20 protein-coding genes are annotated in these 21,358 nt (G+C 45.6%); 17 read left to right on the top strand and 3 right to left on the bottom strand.

The window, feature by feature from the left end; all coding sequences use genetic code 11:
- Nucleotides 1-22 precede the first annotated feature (22 nt).
- The 10 genes from ARA78_RS04135 to ARA78_RS04090 all read left to right on the top strand — a co-directional run bounded on the left by ARA78_RS04135 (nt 23) and on the right by ARA78_RS04090 (nt 10,678).
- The gene (locus ARA78_RS04135) at nt 23-895 is read left to right on the top strand and encodes an aldose 1-epimerase family protein (RefSeq protein ID WP_055280031.1); all 873 of its coding nucleotides are present in this window, start codon (nt 23-25) and stop codon (nt 893-895) included.
- Nucleotides 896-1,129: 234 nt separating this feature from the next.
- Nucleotides 1,130-1,465: a PadR family transcriptional regulator gene (locus ARA78_RS04130; RefSeq protein ID WP_022216808.1), complete on the top strand. Its 336-nt coding sequence runs from the start codon at nt 1,130-1,132 to the stop codon at nt 1,463-1,465.
- On the top strand, nt 1,443-2,036 hold the full coding sequence (locus ARA78_RS04125) for a DUF1700 domain-containing protein (RefSeq protein WP_055280030.1): 594 nt from the start codon (nt 1,443-1,445) through the stop codon (nt 2,034-2,036). Before ARA78_RS04130 ends, ARA78_RS04125 begins: the two co-directional genes overlap by 23 nt.
- Nucleotides 2,037-2,038: 2 nt before the next feature.
- Nucleotides 2,039-2,983: a DUF4097 family beta strand repeat-containing protein gene (locus ARA78_RS04120; RefSeq protein ID WP_055144804.1), complete on the top strand. Its 945-nt coding sequence runs from the start codon at nt 2,039-2,041 to the stop codon at nt 2,981-2,983.
- A gap of 208 nt (nt 2,984-3,191) precedes the next feature.
- A complete protein-coding gene (locus tag ARA78_RS04115) occupies nt 3,192-4,373 on the top strand; it encodes a PrsW family intramembrane metalloprotease (protein WP_055280029.1) in 1,182 nt (393 codons plus the stop codon).
- Between the two features lie 30 nt (nt 4,374-4,403).
- Nucleotides 4,404-5,693, top strand: a complete 1,290-nt coding sequence (locus tag ARA78_RS04110) for a dihydroorotase (RefSeq protein ID WP_055280028.1) — start codon at nt 4,404-4,406, stop codon at nt 5,691-5,693.
- Between the two features lie 51 nt (nt 5,694-5,744).
- A complete protein-coding gene (locus ARA78_RS04105) occupies nt 5,745-6,038 on the top strand; it encodes an acylphosphatase (RefSeq protein WP_015534784.1) in 294 nt (97 codons plus the stop codon).
- Between the two features lie 29 nt (nt 6,039-6,067).
- A complete protein-coding gene (locus tag ARA78_RS04100; RefSeq protein WP_015534783.1) occupies nt 6,068-7,000 on the top strand; it encodes a GTP-binding protein in 933 nt (310 codons plus the stop codon).
- Entirely contained in the window at nt 6,993-8,849 is a 1,857-nt protein-coding gene (locus ARA78_RS04095) for a hypothetical protein (protein ID WP_242849651.1), read from the top strand. Before ARA78_RS04100 ends, ARA78_RS04095 begins: the two co-directional genes overlap by 8 nt.
- A gap of 38 nt (nt 8,850-8,887) precedes the next feature.
- Nucleotides 8,888-10,678 (top strand): DUF4153 domain-containing protein, encoded by a 1,791-nt coding sequence (locus ARA78_RS04090; protein ID WP_156329369.1) that lies wholly within the window; start codon nt 8,888-8,890, stop codon nt 10,676-10,678.
- Nucleotides 10,679-10,767: 89 nt separating this feature from the next.
- On the opposite strand, the gene ARA78_RS04085 is transcribed toward ARA78_RS04090, so the two are convergent.
- Together ARA78_RS04085 and ARA78_RS04080 are read right to left on the bottom strand one after the other, a co-directional pair.
- Nucleotides 10,768-11,385: a TerD family protein gene (locus tag ARA78_RS04085; protein ID WP_055280025.1), complete on the bottom strand. Its 618-nt coding sequence runs from the start codon at nt 11,383-11,385 to the stop codon at nt 10,768-10,770.
- 18 nt (nt 11,386-11,403) lie between these two features.
- Entirely contained in the window at nt 11,404-12,849 is a 1,446-nt protein-coding gene (locus tag ARA78_RS04080) for a sodium:proton antiporter (protein WP_055280024.1), read from the bottom strand.
- Between the two features lie 214 nt (nt 12,850-13,063).
- Here ARA78_RS04080 and ARA78_RS04075 point away from each other — a divergent pair, with 214 nt between their 5' ends.
- Both ARA78_RS04075 and ARA78_RS04070 read left to right on the top strand, forming a co-directional pair.
- Complete coding sequence (locus tag ARA78_RS04075) at nt 13,064-14,893, top strand: GGDEF domain-containing phosphodiesterase (RefSeq protein WP_055224154.1); 1,830 nt, start codon at nt 13,064-13,066, stop codon at nt 14,891-14,893.
- 342 nt (nt 14,894-15,235) lie between these two features.
- Entirely contained in the window at nt 15,236-15,826 is a 591-nt protein-coding gene (locus tag ARA78_RS04070) for an NADH peroxidase (protein WP_015534780.1), read from the top strand.
- 127 nt (nt 15,827-15,953) lie between these two features.
- On the opposite strand, the gene ARA78_RS04065 is transcribed toward ARA78_RS04070, so the two are convergent.
- Nucleotides 15,954-16,949, bottom strand: a complete 996-nt coding sequence (locus ARA78_RS04065) for a DUF6709 family protein (RefSeq protein ID WP_055280023.1) — start codon at nt 16,947-16,949, stop codon at nt 15,954-15,956.
- A gap of 161 nt (nt 16,950-17,110) precedes the next feature.
- Between ARA78_RS04065 and ARA78_RS04060 the strand changes: the two genes are divergently transcribed.
- From ARA78_RS04060 to ARA78_RS04040, 5 genes are all read left to right on the top strand, one after another.
- Nucleotides 17,111-17,662: a VanZ family protein gene (locus ARA78_RS04060; RefSeq protein WP_015534779.1), complete on the top strand. Its 552-nt coding sequence runs from the start codon at nt 17,111-17,113 to the stop codon at nt 17,660-17,662.
- Between the two features lie 100 nt (nt 17,663-17,762).
- Nucleotides 17,763-18,626, top strand: coding sequence for a chorismate mutase (locus ARA78_RS04055; protein ID WP_055280022.1), 864 nt, complete (start codon nt 17,763-17,765; stop codon nt 18,624-18,626).
- 30 nt (nt 18,627-18,656) lie between these two features.
- Nucleotides 18,657-19,583 carry an orotidine-5'-phosphate decarboxylase gene (gene pyrF / locus ARA78_RS04050; protein ID WP_055280021.1) on the top strand — a complete coding sequence of 309 codons (927 nt, stop codon included), beginning with the start codon at nt 18,657-18,659 and terminating at the stop codon, nt 19,581-19,583.
- Between the two features lie 74 nt (nt 19,584-19,657).
- Complete coding sequence (locus ARA78_RS04045) at nt 19,658-20,422, top strand: dihydroorotate dehydrogenase electron transfer subunit (protein WP_055144778.1); 765 nt, start codon at nt 19,658-19,660, stop codon at nt 20,420-20,422.
- On the top strand, nt 20,422-21,336 hold the full coding sequence (locus ARA78_RS04040; RefSeq protein WP_022058307.1) for a dihydroorotate dehydrogenase: 915 nt from the start codon (nt 20,422-20,424) through the stop codon (nt 21,334-21,336). The genes ARA78_RS04045 and ARA78_RS04040 overlap by 1 nt, the downstream gene beginning before the upstream one ends.
- Nucleotides 21,337-21,358 lie beyond the last annotated feature (22 nt).

The following is a 21,358-nucleotide window of genomic DNA, read 5'->3' as shown; positions in this document are numbered from 1 at the left end:
GGCTGGAGTATAGGAGGACATGATGGGTATTGTTGAATTAAAAAATGATAAGATTGCTATAAAGGTGAATACTCACGGTGCAGAGCTTGTGAGCCTGAAGAGTAACGAGACGGATAGAGAGTATATGTGGTGCGGAGATGCGGCATATTGGGGAAGAGTTTCTCCTGTGCTGTTTCCATTTGTGGGAAAGCTTGAAGGACAGCGTTACAGACATAACGGGGTTGTTTATGAGAATATACCTCAGCACGGATTTGCAAGGGACAGCGAGTTTGTAGTGGGTGGCCAGACTGGTGATACACTGCTGTTTGTGCTTGAGAAGAATGATACATGGCAGAAGAGCTATCCGTTTGATTTCAGTCTTTGTATAGGATACAGACTTGAAGGTTCATCTGTACATGTTATGTGGACCGTTGTGAATGAGGGAACTGACACGATTCATTTTTCTATCGGTGCCCATCCTGCATTTGCATGTGAGGGAGGCATCGGCGGTTATTCTCTGGATATGCACACAGGTAAGAACGAGATTGAATGTGGTCTTTTGACAGCAAATGGAGTTCTTGGAGATAGAACAGTTACGCACAGACTGACAGATGGAGTCTTAAAGCTTCGTGATGAGATGTTTGATGAGGATGCCCTGATCATGGATGGTAAGGGTATAAATACGATTACATTAAGGAACTCATCTGATGCGCCGGTTTTGCAGTTGAGATTTGATGTGCCGCAGATAGGCATATGGTCTCCTGCAAAGAAACATGCGCCATTTGTCTGCATAGAGCCTTGGTTTGGCAGGTGTGACCGCGAGGGATATGACGGAGATCTGGCGGACCGTGAGTATTCAAACAGTCTTGAGGCTGGCCATTCGTTCAGCAAGGAGTATGTCATCGACATACTATAATGGAAAACATATCATGTGTCAGATTAAGATATAGCAGAATATAATTTGTAAGCAGGGCGGGACATCCCATTGGTGAGATGTCCCGCCCTGTTTGTTATGTTTCATATACATTAATGTAAAATCTATGTAAAAGATGCCTGACCCCATTGTTGTTCCTTTTTGTAGAGTGCTGAAAATACTACTTGACATATGATACTATGCGACGTATAGTATACTCCGTAAGGAGGTATAGCGATGGATATACAATTGAAGAGAGGGATGCTCGACGTGTGTGTGCTTGCGGCCATCAAGGACGAGGATTCCTATGGATATCAGATCATCAAAGATATGAAGCCGTATGTGACGATATCAGAGTCCACACTCTATCCTATCCTCAGAAGACTTGAGGCGGGAGCGCTGCTCACGGTTCATTCCGTGGAGCACAACGGAAGACTCAGAAAGTATTATCATATTACGGATGCCGGAAGAGCCAGGATAGAAGAGTTCAAGGAAGAGTGGAAGGAACTGGAATCCATATACAGATTTATTGTGAAGGAGGAAGTCAGAGATGAACAAACAGGAATATCTTGAGTCGATAAGAAACAGGATCAGTGCGATGCCGGCTGATGATGTGAACAGGTTTATGGATTACTATAGCGAGATGATAGATGACCGCGTGGAGGACGGCCTTTCCGAGGAGGAGGCTGTGGCAGATATGGGATCACCTGATGCAGCAGTGGAGCAGATACTTGAAGATATGCCGCTTACAAAGCTTGTGAAGGAGAAGATCAAGCCAAAGCACGAGCTCAAGGCATGGGAGGTCGTACTCATAGTACTTGGTTCTCCGGTGTGGATACCACTTCTCATTACAGCGGCGGTATTGTTGCTCACACTGTGGATAGTTGCATTTGCACTTCTTATATCATTCTATGCTGTGGTGCTCAGCTTTGCGGTGGCGGGAATCGGCGGATTGATATGTACCATACCGCTGTTCATAGCCAACAGCCCATACACAGCAGTTCTCATGCTCGGAGCAGCACTCATAGGAGTTGGTATAGCGATATTGTTTGTTGTATCGGTTAAGCCTGTTACGGTTGGTATATTTAAGGTCTGCAAGGCCAGTGTGAATGGTATAAAGAGAATGTTTGTAAAGGAGAAATAGTCATGAGTAGAACAAAGAAAGCTGTTATTGTTGCATCGGTCATGATCGTGGCAGGCATTATCACTGTGATCTCAGCACTTGCTGTAAATGGATTCAGATGGCCGAATGTGACAGTTAATCTGGCCCACATGACATCGGAGCCGGTGAACTACGTAAAGAAGACTGTTGATATAAAAGATAAATTCACTGCAATTGATGTAAAAAGCGCATCAGATGTGGATGTTGCCGTGAAGAAGGCGAGTGGAGATACAAGTTATGTGGAGTATTACGACTGCGAGAATCTGACACATCATGTAGATATATCAGATGGCGTGCTCAGGATAACCGCAGACGACAGTAGAAACGCGGCATTTAACATTTCCATCGGTGTGTACGCTGGAGCATGGCCATCCGTGACGGTGTATCTGGCTGGTACGGAGTACGATGATCTGAAGATTGTGACCAGCAGTGGTGACGTGGATATGGAATATTATCTGGCAATAGGTAATATCGATATAGAGGCCGCCAGCGGCGATGTGATCGTAAATGGTGCAAATGCAGATGCTCTGACGGTGGCGACCAGCAGTGGTGACATTAAGCTTGACAGTGTATCGTCAAAGGATACAAGAATATCAGCAAACAGTGGTGACGTCAGTCTTGGTGATGTGGTTATGGATAATATTGATCTGAAGACCTCCAGTGGCAATATCACATCTGGCAGTATAAAGGCAAAACGTATAAACGGTCGTGCGTCAAGTGGTGACGTAATGATTAGAGACTGTGATGCTTCTGAGATCAATGTCGTGACAACCAGTGGTGATGTATCGATCGGTATTGGCTCAGAAATGAAGTATGAATACAATACAAAGACATCCAGCGGTGATGTAAATGTACCGGACTCGGTTGAGGGAGCAGATGGAAAGTGCAATATCGAGACTAGTAGCGGAGATATTGATGTCACACAGTAAGTCGTAATTGAATACATTTGAAAATTGGTTCAAGGCAGGTTTTCTGAAATGGAATGACCTGCCTTGAGTTGTATTTAGGCTAAATTAAAGTTAATTAATGAAATAAAATGTCGGTAAAGGCCTCTGCTTATTGTGGATTCACGCTAAAAATGGTATCTTTAATATGTATATATATTTATACGGAAGAAAATATCAGGGAGAGTAAAGGATGAGTGCATTTGCATTGAGACTTGCAGTATTACCTTCGGTGTTACTGCTGTTATTTGTAGTCAGAAGAAATAAGAATAGCAGGGATCCAATGAGCCTGCTAGTATGGCTTGCGGTTCTGGGAGCTGTCAGCACGATACCGGCAGTAGTCGTGGAGCTGGTTGGGGGCGTATTGTTATACTACATGGGATTGGAATCCGGAACGGCGGTTTATGAGCTGGTCAACTGCTTCTTTATAGTGGCGATGATCGAGGAACTGGGCAAATTCCTTGGAATGTTAATACTTACATGGAAAAATAAGAACTTTGACCACAGCTATGACGGCGTTATATATGGCGTGTGCTCGTCGCTCGGATTTGCAACACTGGAGAATATCCTGTATGTATTCCAGGGTGGAATAGGACTCGGAATTCTGAGGGCTGTGACAGCAATCCCACTTCACTGCTCATGCGGCGTTATCATGGGATATTTCTACTCAAAGGCGAGAGAGAATGCGAACAAGGGCGAGGGTGCCGCAGGCAATATGCTGATAGCGTATTTTAGCGCCATGGGAATACACGGACTGTATGATTTTGTGTTGTCGATTGATGACACCAGCGTGATCCTGTGCATACTGGTTCTGATCCTGTCTGTGGTTTTGATGTTCCTGCTCATATCCCATGCGGCAAAGAACGATCATATCATAGCGGTAAATCCTATATGGGTGAATCCGTATAACTTCAGATATATACCTATGTGTGGATATAATCAGCCAAATATGTACGGACAGAACATGCAGTACAATCAGCCAAATGTATATGGCAAGCGGCAGAACACCTTCCAGCCAAATGCATACGGCCAGACGGATCAGTACAATAATCAGCAGAGTGGCTATGGCCGGCAGCCTCGGTATGGTCAGCAGAGTGGCTATGGCCAGCAGCCTCGGTATGGTCAGCAGAATGGTTACGGTCAGCGGCCGGGGCAGTACAACCAGCCGGGCAGCTATACTCAACAGCCAGGACAGTACAATCAGCCGTCAAGTGGCTATGGTCAGCCACAGCGGTACGATCAGCAGAATGGCTACAGCCAGCAGACCCAGTATGGCCGGCAGTCACAGCAGAATAATCAGTATAGCGGCTACGGTCAGCCGCCACATTACGGTCAGTCATCACAGTATGATCCGCAGAACACATACAGACAGTAATAAAATATTTATATAGAGGAGAACAGGCAAATGTTATTGATAAAGAATGGAAGAGTCATTGATCCGGTCACCCATACAGACGAGGTCATGGATGTGCTCATCGACGGCAATCACATAGTTAAGACAGGATACGATCTGGAGGCAGAGGGTGCGGAGGTCATCGATGCAGATGGACTTGTAGTTGCACCGGGACTGGTAGACACACATGTACACTTCCGCGATCCGGGATTTACGTACAAGGAAGACATCGAGACAGGTGCCGCCGCCGCTGCAAGAGGGGGCTTCACGATGGTGGTATGTATGGCGAATACAAAGCCGGCGGTGGATAACCTTGAGACTCTCAAGTATATACAGGATAAAGGTGCAAAGACCGGAATACATGTAGTTCAGACAGCCACAGTCACAAAGGGCCTTGCTGGCAAGGAACTCGTGGACATGGACAGTCTTGCGGCTGCAGGTGCATCAGGATTTACCGATGACGGAATCCCAATCATGGATGAGAAGCTTCTTCTTGAGGCTATGGATAAGGCAAGGGATCTTGATCTTCCGGTGAGTCTTCATGAAGAGGATCCGCTGTTCATTGTACAGCCGGGAGTGAATCAGGGAAAAGTATCAGAAAAGCTTGGATACGGCGGTGCATCCCGCACAGCGGAGGATATTATGGTTGCAAGGGACTGCGTCCTTGCACTTCACACAGGTGCATCAGTGTGCATACAGCATATAAGCTCAGGCAATTCCGTGGATATAGTGAGAACTGCAAAGAAGCTTGGAGCGGACGTACATGCGGAGGCAACTCCACATCATTTCACCCTTATAGAGGATGCTGTGCTGAAGTACGGAACCATGGCGCGTATGAATCCTCCACTCAGAACCGAGAAAGACAGAAGACAGATCATAGAGGGAATACAGGATGGCACAATAGATATGATAGTGACGGATCACGCCCCGCACAGCAGTGAGGAGAAGGCGAGACCGCTTGACAAGGCGCCAAGTGGAATAACAGGGCTTGAGACATCTCTTGCCCTTGGAATATATTCCCTTGTACAGCCTGGATATATCTCACTCATGAAGCTCATGGAACTAATGAGCAGGAATCCTGCAGAATTTTACCGCATGGAACCGGGCAAGATAGCAGAGGGAGCTCCTGCGGATATAGTCATATTTGGCGAGAATGAGCAGTGGACAGTGAACAGCTTTGCGTCAAAGGCATCCAACAGTCCATTTGCCGGATGGACTCTCCCGGGAAGGGTTCACTATACAATCTGTGGTGGAAATATCGTGTATGACGCAGAAAAGTACGATGCTGAACATGATGTGTAAGATGCGGGCAGCAGGATATAAAATGTAAGATATGAGAAGATCATAACAGAGATGGGACATATAGATATGGACAAGATAAGACGACATTATACATTCAGAGGAAGAGTGCAGGGAGTTGGCTTCAGATACAGGGCGAGCTATGCTGCATCCATGTACGGAGTCACCGGCTGGGTGTGCAACAGATATGATGATTCTGTTGAGATGGAGGCTCAGGGGCTGCCTGAGGCTATAGACAAGGTGATAGCAGTTCTCAGAAATGACAGATATATATTTATAGAGGATATGGATGTCAGGGAGATACCTCTGGAGAATGACAGCGGATTTCATGTGAGATCAAGCTGGTAACGCGCGTAGATAATAAGGAGAGTGGACATATGGTAAAGATAGATTTGATAACGGGCTTTCTGGGCTCAGGCAAGACGACATTTATTAAGAAGTATGTGAGCTACCTTGTTGGCAAAGGATATAATGTCGGAATCCTTGAAAATGATTATGGTGCAGTCAACGTGGACATGATGCTTCTTCAGGATGTGATGGGCGAGAACTGTCATGCTGAGATGGTGGCAGGTGGCTGCGGCGAGGACTGTCACAAGAGAAGGTTCAAGACAAAGCTCATAGCGATGGGGATGAGCGGCTATGACAGAGTCATTGTTGAGCCGTCCGGAATATTTGATGTGGATGAATTCTTTGACGTCCTCCACGAGGAGCCACTTGACAGATGGTATGAGGTGGGAAGCATCATTTCCATAGTCGATGCCGGACTTGACCGGGACATGAGCAGACAGTCCAGATATGTGCTTGCGTCTGAGGTTGCGAACTGTGGAACTCTGGTGATGAGCAAGGTTCAGGATGCATCGGAGGATGAGAAGAGGAGCACAATAGAATATATCAATGAAGTGCTCACCGAATTCCAGTGTAAGCGTCAGTTCGGCGATGATGTTCTGGAGAAGAACTGGGATGATTTCACGGACGATGACTTTGAAGGTTTTATGTCAACCGGATACAAATTAAACGACTATGTAAAATTATGGTTCAAACAAAGTGATGTGTTTAACTCGGTATATATCATGAATAAGGTCATGCCTCAGGAGCGGCTTGAGACGATAGTCAGGGATATATTTGCGGATAAGGAATGCGGAGATGTCTTTAGAATCAAGGGTTTTCTCCCTGTAAATGACACCGGATGGATAGAGCTCAACGCCACGGTAAAAAAGACCGAGGTGAGACCTATAGAGAACGGGCAGGAGATCATAATTGTGATCGGTTCGAATTTGGTGGAGGACAAAATAAAACGGTACTTTGAGTAAAGAGGCTGATGGACAGGAGCGGATTTTCATGACAGACAGGGCTAAGAAATTGAACAGAGAAGAGAAGCTTCAACTTCAGGCTGAAAAGCTGAAAGAACAGGCACAGATAGATCTTGAGGGATACGTTATGTGTCGTTCTGCACTCAGGGCGACCAGAACGGATCTTCATGAGGAGTCGGAACGGTATGACAGACTCAGGGAAGAATATGAAGAGCTGAAGAACAGACGCGCACCGTACAAGGTGCTGTTCTATAAACGCAGAAGGATCAGAAAGTGTAAAAAGCACATAAAGGAGCTGGGAAGGGCAAAGAAACGTCTGCGCAAACAGATGAAAGAACACCGTGAGGGTGTCAGACGAAGAACTGTTACCAACACATTTGCATTTGTTGCAGCGCTTGCGATGTTCGCCATGATGGCGTGGAGGATATGGCAGCTCGCACAGGGTGTGTACTATATGGCATTTTACAGAAATGGTGAGGCCCTTGAGATAACGGCTGTTGCTGTGCTCAGGCAGCTCCTGCTTGTGGCGTGCATCGTATATGGCCTTGTGGTTGTATGGCAGTCACTGCAGGTGTGGGGCATGAAGCGGGAAGGCTGGAATGGTGTAATAAGAATTAAGGTGAAACAGAAGGCCTACTGGATTATGATGATAGGCGTACCGCTTCAGATAGTCAGCCATGGAGATATGCTGACAAATGCCATGATGCTTATAACGATTATCAGTCAGATGGTCATGGCGGCACTTTTGTCGACGGTCCAGTCGAGAAGGATACTTGTGAAGATATTTGCATGGTGCTATGTCGGGGGAATCTGCGTGATATGGCTGTATGGCGGAGTGTACTGCAGAAACTTCGAGATATCGGGAAATGATTCCGGAACCAGCACCTATGCGGTTGACAACAAGTCGAATTTTTCGCAGATATGGGAGATGTCGACTGAACCGGAATTCTATCATATGGGTATGTATGCCCAGAACAGGGATACCGATTATGGCATGATGATCATTCCGGGACTTGCGTATGCTGATACGATAGGCAGTGAGTCGAGGAAGATAGAGAACTGCACGTCCATGACGCCACAGGGGCTGGCAGTTACGAAGGAGTATACATTTGTCAGTGCTTACTGCAAGACGAAGAAACACAAATCTGTGATATTTGTTCTTGATACACAGACCGGGAAATATATTAAGACACTGGTTCTCAAGGACACGACACATGCCGGAGGACTTGCGTATGATACGAAGAATAATGTGCTGTGGGTTTCCTCGTATATGATTGATGAGGATGAGGACAGGAGCAGGAAGGCATCCATATCATGTCTTACGCTGGACTCCATAGAGAAATACGATGTGGCTCAGGGAAAGCCGATAAAATACAGGAACACATGTAGCGTCATGTTCCCTGCAACGTCATTTATCACGATATATGACGGACATATATATGCGGGCTACTGGCGAAAGGATAAGAACAGTTACAGCATGGCTGCCAGCTATGAGATAGTAAATGGAGGAACTGCAATATCCTCGGAGGAGGACGAGGCTTTCTATATACCAGGAAGGGTGCAGGGGCTTCAGGTGTACAAAAATGAGATAATATTCTCTATATCCTATGGTATAGATGAATCCAGGATAGAGGTATACGATACAGATACAGGCAAGCTGTCCAGTGTGAATTACGGAACAGAGACACCGAGACAGGTGGTTAAGCTCCCGCAGAAGCTGGAGCAGATATATTCGTATAATGGCAAATTATACTGCCTGTTCGAGTCTGCAAGTTTTGCCTACAGGCTGACAGCACCGGTGTGTATGGACAGGATCGTGGGGCTTGATGAGATGGCACTTGTAGAGTAGCTCAAAGTGGTTCAAGGTGAAAAAATGGAGGGTTTGGGATGAACGAACAGAATATTAACAATGGAATGAATGGAGGCCCGGGGATGCCCCCGCCGCCACCGCAAGGGTATATGAACATGAATGGAGGCCCGGGAATGCCCCCGCCGCCACCGCAAGGGTATATGAACATGAATGGAGGCCCGGGGATGCCCCCGCCACCACCGCAAGGGTATATGAACATGAATGGAGGCCCGGGGATGCCCCCGCCGCCACCTCAGGGTTATATGAATATGAATGCCAGACCGCCGCAGAGGAGAAATCCTGCGGTGTCTCCGAACAGATTCAGGATGTTTGGTATTCCGGTACTGGTATATGCGATCATATGTGCGGCATGTCTGTACAGCAACTGGTCGAGTATATTGTCGGCTGTGCTTTCGATAGTATCAATAGTGTTTATCAGTACATGCATGGTACGATATGAGAAGAACATTGGTGCAGACCGTGAGGCCATGACCACTGGAGCTGCGTTGTCGAAACAGAGTATACTGATCCCATATTATATTCTTGTGTTCATGATGTCGGTTGCCCTGAGTCTCACAGACGAGGGATATATCATATTTGGATGTAATGTGGGAATAATCGTTACAGAGATGTATGCGGTTATGACATACTTCAATGACACTGAAAAGCATGGGATATTCAAGGGAATATTCTCATTTTTCGAGATGTTCTTTGGATCGATAGGGTATGTAAACATGCCATTTGCCGATAGAAAGGCGGAGCGTGAGATAACCGGCAAAAAGAGAAATTCCAAGCTGATGTACATACTTCTTGGATGTGTGATAGCACTTCCGATACTGGTGATCGTGCTCAATCTGCTGTCTTCGGCAGATCCTGTGTTTGCAAAGGTCATAAAGGACATATTTGGCAAACTGTTCTTCTCGTGGGATATAGTGAAGATAGTTCTGTTTGCCGCTGTGATATTCCTGTTTGTATATGGATTTATTGTCAAGGCGGGCCGCAGAGATCTCGGTGCAAATGCTCCGAAGGAGGGGCAGTACAATGCAGTGACAGGTATAACTATAACGATAGTGCTCACAGCTTTTTATCTGATATTTGCCGTTGTTCAGATAGTGTATCTGTTCATGAACAGTGCAGGACTTCCGGACGATATGACATACGCAGAGTATGCAAGACAGGGCTTCTTCCAGCTGCTCTTTGTAGCGGTTGTAAATGTGTGTATGGTGCTGATATTTAGTGCTATATTCAGAAAGAGTCTGGTGCTCAACGTGTCACTGCTCATGATGTGCATATGTACATATATAATGATTGCCTCATCAGCTGTGAGGCTGTCCATGTACATTGCGGAATATGATCTTACATACCTCAGAATAAATACCATATGGGCGCTGATAGTCACGTCTATAGTGATGCTCGGTGTTATCATAAGCCTGTTCTGGAGAAATATGCCGCTGTTCAGATACATATTTATGACGGTTCTGGTGATGTTCACGCTGTATGCATTTATCAGACCTGGCGCAGTGATAACGAGGTACAATATCAGTCAGGCGCACAGTGGAAAGAAGATAGATCTTGAGTATGTGATGGATATAGGTAATGACGGAGTTCCATATCTGATCGATTATTTCAGGACAAAAGACATTACGCCCGAAATGGTCATGGAGGAAGTGATGTCGAAATATAGCGAGGACACCTACTACTGGAGAGACGACACGGTGGGAGAGAGGCTTGAGAAGATGCTTGAGGAGAATGATGACAAGGGCTATATCAGAAGCTTTAACTTCTCCAGATACAGAGCTTCAAAGACTATAGAGGATTATATAAAGTAGTGTAATATAGAATTATAGATCATAATAAAGAAAGCCCCAGTCTCCGGTGCAAATAAACCGGAGACTGGGGCTTTTCGCCATGTTAAATATTAGTCGTCATCTTCAGGAACATAATGTCTTGATGTGTAATACTCAAATATATCCTCGGACTTGTCGTATGGGAGGAACTGGGATCTCTCTCTTACAACCCACTCGTCTCCGTTGTGGAGAACTTCACCGAATACATAGCAGTTGTTGTGCTTGGCATCCTCACATGCCTTGAATATTGCGTCCTCACGTACATATACCTTTTCGGTATGCTTACATTTGATCAGTGCAAATACGTTGTCCACCTCTGCCAGGCATTGCTTGTGAAGGTTGCCGTTGTAGATGTAGAGGAAGAGGATGATCCTTCCAACGTTCGCACCTCTGTCGAGGTAGATGCGCATCTCCTCGTCGATACCTTCCTTCTGTCCTGTTCTGTCATCGCCCTTCAGGACTACAGAATCGCTTCTGCTGTACTTGTGACCCCAGAATACCAGTTCGGGATCAGAGCCGTCATTGTGCTCAACGATCGCTGCAAGGTTGAGGTCATATGTGTCCTCGGATGTAGCGCTCATGATATTGTCTATGGCAATCTTAATCTTTTTCTTGAGGTCGACCTTCTTGGCATCCCAGCCAATGCCGACCGTAAGTTTATTATCACCTTTTACAACATATTCGTTCATATTAAAAACCCCCTTAGATTACAAGAAGAATAATAATGTGTCTATGAAGAATGTAGGTACAAGAATAGAAACTGACCATACGAGGTAGCCTACAAATGAAGGCATCTTGATACCATTTTCTTCGGCTATTGAACGTACCATAAAGTTAGGTGCGTTTCCTATATAAGTGTTGGCTCCCATGAATACGGCACCGCAGGAGATAGCCATCAGCATGACCTGAGGAACTACACCCATAGCAGTGCTTATACCCTCTGTAAATCCACTTGAAGCAGCGGTGGTGAAGAATACAAGGTAGGTAGGTGTATTGTCAAGGAAGCTTGATAAAAGTCCTGTCGTCCAGAAGAACTGTGCCGGATGTGTAAGTCCGAGCTCAGAACCACGTGCCTTGAGGATCAGGAGTGCAGGGATCATAGTGATGAATATACCTATGAACAGTATGGCAACCTCCTGTATAGCATCCCATGTAAAGTTGTTGGCCTTACGGACTTTCTTGCTCGTTGTCTTGAATGAGAGGAAAGCCGCTGCTAGCATGATCACAATCTCGATGATAGCAGCCCATGAGAGTGTTACGCCCTCACAGAAATTGATACCCTTTGCAAATGCAGGGAACTTCATAGGAAGAACTCCGCTGAGTATAACTGCACCTACGATCATTATAAGGAATATAATGTTGTGAGCACCTTTAAGTTTGACTGGCTTTTTCGTATCTGCATCGAATACCGGCTTCTGTCTGCCGTCTGCGATATCCTTCTTGTATGCTCTTGTGTCGAGAAAGAAGAATACAGTCAGCAGGATGATGAGATTGACAACCATGACCTTTGCAAGTCTGAGACTCCAGAAGAAGTCAACACCATTCATGAATCCCATCAGAAGTGGAGGATCACCGACAGGGGTGAGACAGCCACCAATATTTGAAACGAGGAAGATGAAGAATACAATGATCTGAACCTTTCTTCGTCTCCATTTATTTGCCTTTATGATAGGTCTGATCATCAGCATACTTGCACCGGTAGTACCGATCCAGCTTGACAGCAGAGTACCTATCAGTAGAAGCAGAACATTGAGTTTCGGTGTTCCCACCAGGTCGCCTTCAAGAGATATATTGCCTGCCACACAGAACAGGGCAAAAAGCAATACAATGAAGGTGAGATAGTCACCGATCATTACCTCGAGCAATTGTTCGCCCATCGTACCAAAGCCATGGAATATGGCAAATGGAATTAAAAATAAAAGAGACCAGCCTGCAACAGCCCACTGTTTGTGCTTTTCCCACCACTCACCGGCGATAAGGGGCATAACAGCTATGCACAGAAGCATACACACAAATGGTATACACCATGTAAGTGGAAGCGTAGCACCGAGTGTTTCAGTACCGGATTCGCTGTCTGCCGCCAGGGCACTTACCTGTGACAGCCCAAGAACTGAGATGACTGTGCCGAGACCTAGAAATAACCTGTTTTTCATCGTTTTTGCCTCCTATTAATTATAATTGAAAAACCTTATCTATGCTAACAAATATATGGTAAAAATTCAACGAAAAAAATCGAAACTTAACCATTTATTTTCCAGAACAAAAAAATAATAAGTATAGCCCAAATGATGGATCTGTGATAGAATGAAAAAGGTTGAAAAATGCAATACTATGGCCTTAGGGCAGAACAGAGGTAATTGATATATTATGGAACATCAATGGTCAAAGGCATACAAACCAAAGAGAAAACTTTACGTGCTGAGGTCCAGAGAGTCAGAGGGATTTGACGATTTTTGTCAGGAGAATGGCTATGACTGGTACAAGTGCTTTAGCAACATATACAGGCCGCTGGCAAACAGGGCTTTGTTTTATATGCCTGAGAAGATGATGGACGCCGGATATTCGCGTTTGTGTGGAGGAGTGGAGATAGGATACAGTGATATGGAGGTGGTTCCTCAGAACTGTGTGAGCATCACGGTTCCGGGATTCGACGTTGTGGATATAAAGGGATTTGATATATCTCTGATAGAGGATATACCGAGACTCATGACCATGGCGTATTCATATGCCAAGTTGTATATAGAGACGGAGAAGCTGCACATTGTTTCTAACCACAAGCTTCCATATATATGTTACATGGAGAGCGCAGACAGTCTGTGCGTGGAGATTCCGGTATGGTCCAAGAAGACCAAGACGGAGGAGATGCTGACTCTTGACAACATGAGTAAGAGAGATCTCTATGAGATAGCATACAGGGAGCCTGCCACCGGACATTACAACTGGACATGGCTCAAGGAGAAGCTTGAGCAGTGTGAATATATAGGACTGGATCAGTTTATATTTGCCAGATTCGACATAAAGGGCTTCAGGCTCATCAACAACGTTATGGGTCGTGAGGTGGCGAAGGATCTGTTCAGATATATATGTGACGCTATGACCAAGCAGGACTGGATATTGTACTCTGCAAAGTGTGAGAGTGACGATTTTGCCATGATTATAAAGTATATGCCGGAGGATGAGATAATGAACCGGCTATATACATTCTTTGAGGAGATAGGACAGCTTCCGTCGAACAGGAAGTATAAGATATTCTATAGCTGTGGTATCGTATTCTATGATGAATTCGAGAAACTCAGCATGTCAATGCGCATTGAGGACATGGCGCAGATGGCACACCTCCAGTGTATCAAGACCAATGTAAATGAGATAAAGATATACACATCGGAGATGAAGAAGGAATACATCATGGCACAGCAGTACAAGCTGGAGCTTCCGGATGCCATAGAGAATGAGGATCTCATGGTATATCTTCAGCCGAAGTACAATCCACAGAACGACACCCTGACCGGTGCTGAGGCTCTGATAAGATGGTTCTACAAGGGCGGAGATATTCTCTTGCCGAAGTATTTCGTGCCGCAGTTTGAGACTGACGGAACTATAGACATCATAGACAGATATGTGCTGAGACAGGTGTGCAAGAAGTTCAAGGAGTGGAAGGAGCTTGGCTACCCGCTCTACCCGATATCCTGTAACCTCTCGAGACACCAGATATCGAGACCGGATCTTATATATATACTGTGTGATATAGTCGATGAATACGGAGTGGATCACTCGCTTATAGACTTTGAGATAACTGAGAGTGCAGATTTCGCTGACGTGCAGTATCTGATAAAGGTGCTCAAGGATCTGAAGGCTGAGGGCTTCAAGATATCCATGGACGATTTTGGAACAGGATACTCCAGTATGGCACTTCTTAAGGATATGCCGCTGGATATAATCAAGATAGACAAGAGCTTTATTGACGGAATAGCCACCGGCGAGCCGAACAACAAGGACATGCTCATGACACAGGATATCCTTGCCATGTCAAGGCATCTGGGAATCAGAAGTCTTGCGGAGGGTGTTGAGACATTTGAGCAGAAGGAATACCTGAGAGAGTGGGGATGCCACTACATTCAGGGTTATTACTACAGCAAGCCTATACCTATCACGGGATATGAATATCTTCTCAAGAAGATAATGCTGGGACAGAGCTAGCCGGATAGTGATGCTATATAGCGACATATAGAGAATATACAGAAGAGTATAAGAGGATTGATATATGAATGTATCGATCCTCTTTTTCTATTTATATTGGACCTTAACAGGATGTAATCCCAATAATGTAATGTATATAATTTACAAGTCTTGTATATATAATCAACAACCTACTAAAAAAATAATTAAGAATCATTCCCAATAGGGGTTGACTTTGATCAAAAAATAGGTATAATAAGACATAGTTGATAAATAAACATCAACAAAGAAGACAGAATATATTTTAACAATCAATGATGGATATTGATTAGATTATTTAAAAGAGAAAAGGAGAATTAAGTTATGGCAAAGTTTGTATGTACAGTATGCGGTTATATCTATGAGGGAGAGCAGGCACCAGCAGAGTGTCCTATCTGTCACGCAGGAGCAGATAAGTTCAAGAAGGTAGAGGGAGAGCTCACACTTGCAGCAGAGCATGAGTTTGGCGTATATGCTGAGACAGTTAAGAACAATCCAGAGATCAGCGATGAGGACAAGAAGTATATCTACGAGCAGCTCAAGGCTAACTTCGAGGGAGAGTGCTCAGAGGTTGGAATGTATCTCTGCATGGCTCGTGTAGCACATCGCGAGGGCTATCCTGAGATCGGTCTCTACTGGGAGAAGGCAGCGTACGAGGAGGCTGAGCATGCAGCTAAGTTCGCAGAGATGCTTGGATCAGACCTTGAGCAGAACATGACAGCTTCAACAGAGAAGAATCTTGCATGGAGAGTTGACTGCGAGTTCGGTGCAACAGCAGGAAAGGTAGATCTTGCAAAGTGCGCTAAGAAGAACAATCTGGATGCAATCCATGATACAGTTCATGAGATGGCAAGAGACGAGGCAAGACACGGCAAGGCTCTCAAGGGACTTCTTGACAGATACTTCGGTAAGTAAGAAGAAGGTAAAGATTATTCATAAGGATAGTCAGTCTTACACATAAATCTAAAAAAGGTATATGCGGAAAGCAGTCAGGCTGCGATCCGTATATACCTTTTTTAGATTTATGTGTGCTATTTAATTGTTACTCATCTTTCTTGAGACTGAAGGAAGAGGAAGATGTAGTTGAGCTTGTTGTTGTATAAGGATTAGATGCGTGGGCATCCTGCTCTGAAGCTGCCGGCTGCTGTGAGTAGAACGGATCACTGTAAGACGTCTGCGGTGCCTGTGTCTGTTCTGCAGTGCCGTAGCTGCCACTGTTTGTAGTGCCGTACTGCTGTGTATAGCTGCCACTGTCTGTACTGCCATACTGCTGTGTATAGTTGCCGTTATTTGGGCTGCCTGTGCTGCCCGGAGTGTACACGCCGTTGAAATCGCCTGTACCGTCATAGTAACCTGTGCCTGCTGGCTGTGCAGATGCGCTGATGGTGTTCTTGCTTCTTGTTGCCTTCAGGATCATGATCACTGCTGCCAGTAGGAATACAGCTCCGAGGACAAGCTTGAATATGTAATCTGAAGAGTCAACCATCTCTATATAGTAAGGAAAAGCTTCTGCCTTTGCGGTCGCATAGTCCTCACTTGTAGGAGTGTATCCATAATATTGTGCGTATGCGTCGACATACTTGGTGATGTAGTCGTCAAGGAAGCCCTGCACCTTGTCGCTGTTCTTGCGGATGACTCCTGTTATGTAGATTGGTTCTGCATCGTCAGCAGATGAGATCGCGTCAAATTTGGCGTCATCACTCTTGGAGATCGATATTCCAATCCACTTGGATGTGTCTCTTTTTGAGCCGTCTTCATTCTTGTCGCAGATATCAACGAGATAGTAGTATCCGTCGGTCTTGGTGACCGTGTGATTGTACGTTGTAGTCTTCTCAATGTAAGCTCCGTATCCGTAGGTGAGTGTTCCCTCCACATACACTCCCGGTTTAACTTCCGATTCGTCACATGTAGTAACGTTTAGAAGCTTTCCGTGTAAACCGATAAATGTTCGTATACCCAGGAATAAAAGAACTATTCCGAATATACCGAAAACAACTGCTGATACGATGGGATTCCCCTTTTTTCTTGTTCTTGCCATAATGTTACCTCACTTTTTTTATTTGTTATGAATTATACATAACCACTTCCATACCTCACTTTTCTACAGTACAGGTAAAAAACTAATATTTCAAGTAAAAAAGGCAAAATCAAAAAAAATTAGACATTTTTTATGGTATACTCATTCATGGTGGTGATTTTATGGCAAAGAAAACAAAAAAGAATGAGAAAAAGTACATATATATAATTCCGGCAGTGCTGTGGATGATATTCATATTTTACATGTCGTCCAGAACAGGAGATGACTCGTCGGCGGTGAGCAACCCCATGACAGACTTTATAGTGGGTTTGTTCCAGAAGGTGAGAAATGATTCCGCGCCCGTGGTTGACAGGATGACGGGAGTGGTGGAGATCATGGTCAGAAAGGGTGCACACATGACGGAATATGGAATCCTTCTGGCTCTGCTGGCCCTGGCGGTCAGAAAGGCCGGCGGAAGGATGGCTTCGGCTGGCGTGTATATATGGTCAGTTGTGATAACATTTGTCTATGCGTGCTCCGATGAGATTCATCAGCTCTTTGTCGCTGACAGGGCAGGCAGGGGCACGGATGTGCTTATAGATATGTGCGGCGCACTGGCAGCTCTTCTTATTATATGGGGCTCAAAGAGCACAAGGGGAAGGATAATAATGGGCTTTGTGATAGGGATAGTGCTGGTGGCAGCGGTTATGTTCCTTTTCCTGTGGCCTTTTTAGAGCGCATTTAGTATTGGCAGCCTTGAATTAGAGTGGGGCAGATGGTATATTAAAAAAGACTATGAGCATCACATTACCGATGCTGACTGGAGGATGCAGAATGACATTAGCAGATGTTAGAAAGAACATAGATCGGGTCGACAAGGAGATCAAGCAGCTCTTCAAGGAGAGAATGGTTCTTGCGGACAATGTTGCTCAGGTCAAGGCAGAGACCGAGGATGACATATATAAGCCAGACCGCGAGGAGACCATCATATCCAATCTCACAGGGGATGTGGATGATAACATCAAGATGGAGTATACGGCGCTTATCAAGAGAATCATGGAGATAAGCAGAAAGTACCAGTATGGAAGGACTCTGGAGCTCAGGAACTGCCTAGATGTGGAGTATGATGTGAAGGAGCCTGACATAGATGCGGTGGCGATGATAAAGCCGGAGCTGTACATTTGTCAGGGATGCTCGAGGGACAAGGTCATTGCGGTGGACTCATACGATGAGGTGTATGAGCTCATAAAGACTGGCAAGGTAGACGTCGGAATGGGAATACTTGAGGACATAAGCTACGGAGTTTCGGATGCGCTTCACGAGGTGCTCACCAACAACAAGCTGTATATATACAGATGTAACATTGTAAATGAGAATGGACACAACAAGAAGGTTGTCACATTTGCAGACCACCTCATAGTGGAGGAGAACCACAACAGGCTGAAGGTGATGTTCGTATGTAAGAATAAGAGCGGAAGTCTCAGCAGCATACTGTCCATGATCTCTGATTACGGGGTGAACCTCACAGAGATACACTCGGCACCAAACAGGCAGGAGCATTGGAATTACAGATTCTATGTGGAGCTGTCTGCCAATTTACTGAAGAAGGATATACAGGCTTTAGTGTTCCAGCTCATGAACGAGACGGAGGAGTTTACGATCCTCGGAAGCTATGCCTGTGACGAGAAACAGTTTTAGAGAAAAAATAATTTTTAAGGAGAAAATATCATGATAGACAAGTTAGTAAAGAATATCCAGAAGACAAATGCACCTATAGTAGTTGGACTTGATCCAATGCTCAACTATGTACCGGAGCATATCCAGAAAGCTGCATTTGCAGAGTATGGCGAGACACTTGAGGGCGCTGGTGAGGCTATATGGCAGTTCAACAAGGGAATAGTTGACGCTACATATGATCTTATACCTGCAGTTAAGCCACAGATAGCCATGTATGAGCAGTTCGGAATCGAGGGACTCAAGGTATTCAAGAAGACAGTTGACTATTGCAAGGAGAAGGGACTTGTCGTTATCGGAGATATAAAAAGAGGCGATATAGGTTCAACATCAACAGCATATGCGGTTGGTCATATCGGAAAGGTACAGGTGGGAAGCAAGACATATGCTGGATTTGATGAGGATTTCATCACAGTAAACCCGTATCTTGGAACAGACGGAATCAAGCCATTTGTGGATGTGTGCAAGGAGGAGAACAAGGGTATATTCGTTCTCGTCAAGACATCCAATCCATCATCAGGTGAGTTCCAGGACAGACTTGTGGATGGACGTCCACTCTATGAGATAGTCGGAGATATGGTTGACAAATGGGGCAGCGATGTTGTAGGTGAATCAGGATATTCAGCGGTTGGAGCTGTTGTCGGTGCCACATACCCTGAGATGGGCAAGGTGCTGAGAAAGGTTATGCCAAAGTCATTTATCCTTGTTCCGGGTTACGGAGCACAGGGGGGTAAGGCTGCAGACCTTGTACACTACTTCAATGAGGACAGACTCGGTGCGATCGTCAATTCATCAAGAGGAATCATAGCTGCTTACAAGCAGGACAAGTATGCACAGTTTGGTGCTGAGAACTATGCAGATGCCTCAAGACAGGCAGTAGTTGACATGATCGAGGATATCAACGGCGCACTTGATGCGTAATTAAGCCGGAATGTGTGCGGCGAGCCGGGCTTATCCGCCGTACACTGATAATAGAATGATGATGGAGGAAGACTATGGGCAAACTTAAGATGACAGCAAAGGTGGTCAGTCAGGAGACTCTTGCCACTGATGTATACAGTCTGGTGCTTGAAGCTCCAGAGATAGCTTCACAGGCTATAGCAGGACAGTTCGTGTCTGTATATACTCACGATGGCAGCAAGATGCTCCCGAGACCTATCAGCCTCTGCGGAATAGACAGGGAGGCGGGAACACTCCGCCTTGTATACAGAGTGGTTGGATTTGGAACAAAGGAATTTTCACAGCTTGCGGCTGGAGATACGGTCGATATATTGGGGCCTCTCGGAAACGGCTTCATGAAGTCGGACAAGAAGGCGATCCTGATAGGCGGAGGTATAGGAATCCCACCTATGTTACAGCTTGCAAAAGAGCTTGACTGTGAGAAGTCAGTCGTGCTCGGCTACAGGGATGAGATATTCCTGAACGAGGAATTTGAGCCATACGCACAGGTGTATATGTCATCTGAGGATGGACAGCACGGTGTGAAGGGCAACGTAATAGATGCCATAAAGGAATACGGCGTGGACGGTGCTGTCATATATGCATGTGGCCCTACTCCTATGCTTCGGGGAATCAAGGCATACGCCATGGAGAAGGGCATCGAGTGCCAGATATCCATGGAGGAGAAGATGGCGTGCGGCGTGGGCGCATGTCTTGCCTGCGTATGCAAGACAAAGGATATAGATGAACACTCACAGGTGCACAACAGAAGGATCTGTAAGGATGGACCTGTATTCTACGCTGAGGAGGTGGAGCTGTAATGTCAGATAAGATCAATATGTCAGTGGATATAGCGGGTGTGACTCTCAAGAATCCAATAACAGTAGCTTCAGGAACATTTGGCTCAGGCATGGAGTACAGCGAGTTCGTGGATCTTTCACAGCTCGGTGCAGTAACCACCAAGGGCGTGGCAAATGTGCCATGGCCGGGCAATCCGACACCACGTATAGCTGAGACTTACGGCGGCATGATGAATGCCATAGGACTTCAGAATCCTGGAATCGATGTGTTCAAGAAGAGAGATATACCATTCCTCAGGGATTATGATACAAAGATCATCGTAAATGTGTGTGGAAAGTCCAAGGAGGACTATGTTGACTGCGTTGAGAAGCTTGGCGATTGTGATGTGGATCTGCTTGAGATCAACGTGTCATGTCCGAACGTAAAAGAGGGCGGAATCGCATTTGGCCAGCAGCCGGATGCGCTCTACGATATAACAAAGGCAGTCAAGGCAGCGGCAAAGCAGCCTATCATCATGAAGCTGAGTCCGAATGTCACAGACATAACAGAGATGGCCAGAGCTGCAGAGGCTGGCGGTGCTGATGCGGTATCACTCATCAATACACTGACAGGTATGAAGATAGATGTGAACAGAAGAACATTTGCAGTGGCAAATAAGACTGCAGGTGTGTCAGGCCCTGCAATCCATCCGATAGCAGTCAGAATGGTATACCAGGTGGCAAATGCAATAAAGCTTCCTATCATCGGAATGGGCGGCGTGGCTACCACAGAAGATGCCCTTGAGATGATTATGGTTGGCGCAAGTGCGGTGGCAGTTGGAACGGCCAACTTCCACAATCCTTATGCAACAGTGGAGATCATAAAGGGTATTGAGGAGTATATGAAGAAGAATTCCATCAGCGATATCCATGAGCTGATAGGCTGTGTAAAATAGAACGATATAAGTCTTCTGTAAG

Source organism: Coprococcus eutactus (assembly GCF_001404675.1).
Taxonomy (GTDB): Bacteria; Bacillota; Clostridia; order Lachnospirales; family Lachnospiraceae; genus Coprococcus; species Coprococcus aceti.
The sequence above is the reverse complement of the archived record's forward strand: the minus strand, read 5'-3'. Positions and strand labels throughout refer to the sequence as shown.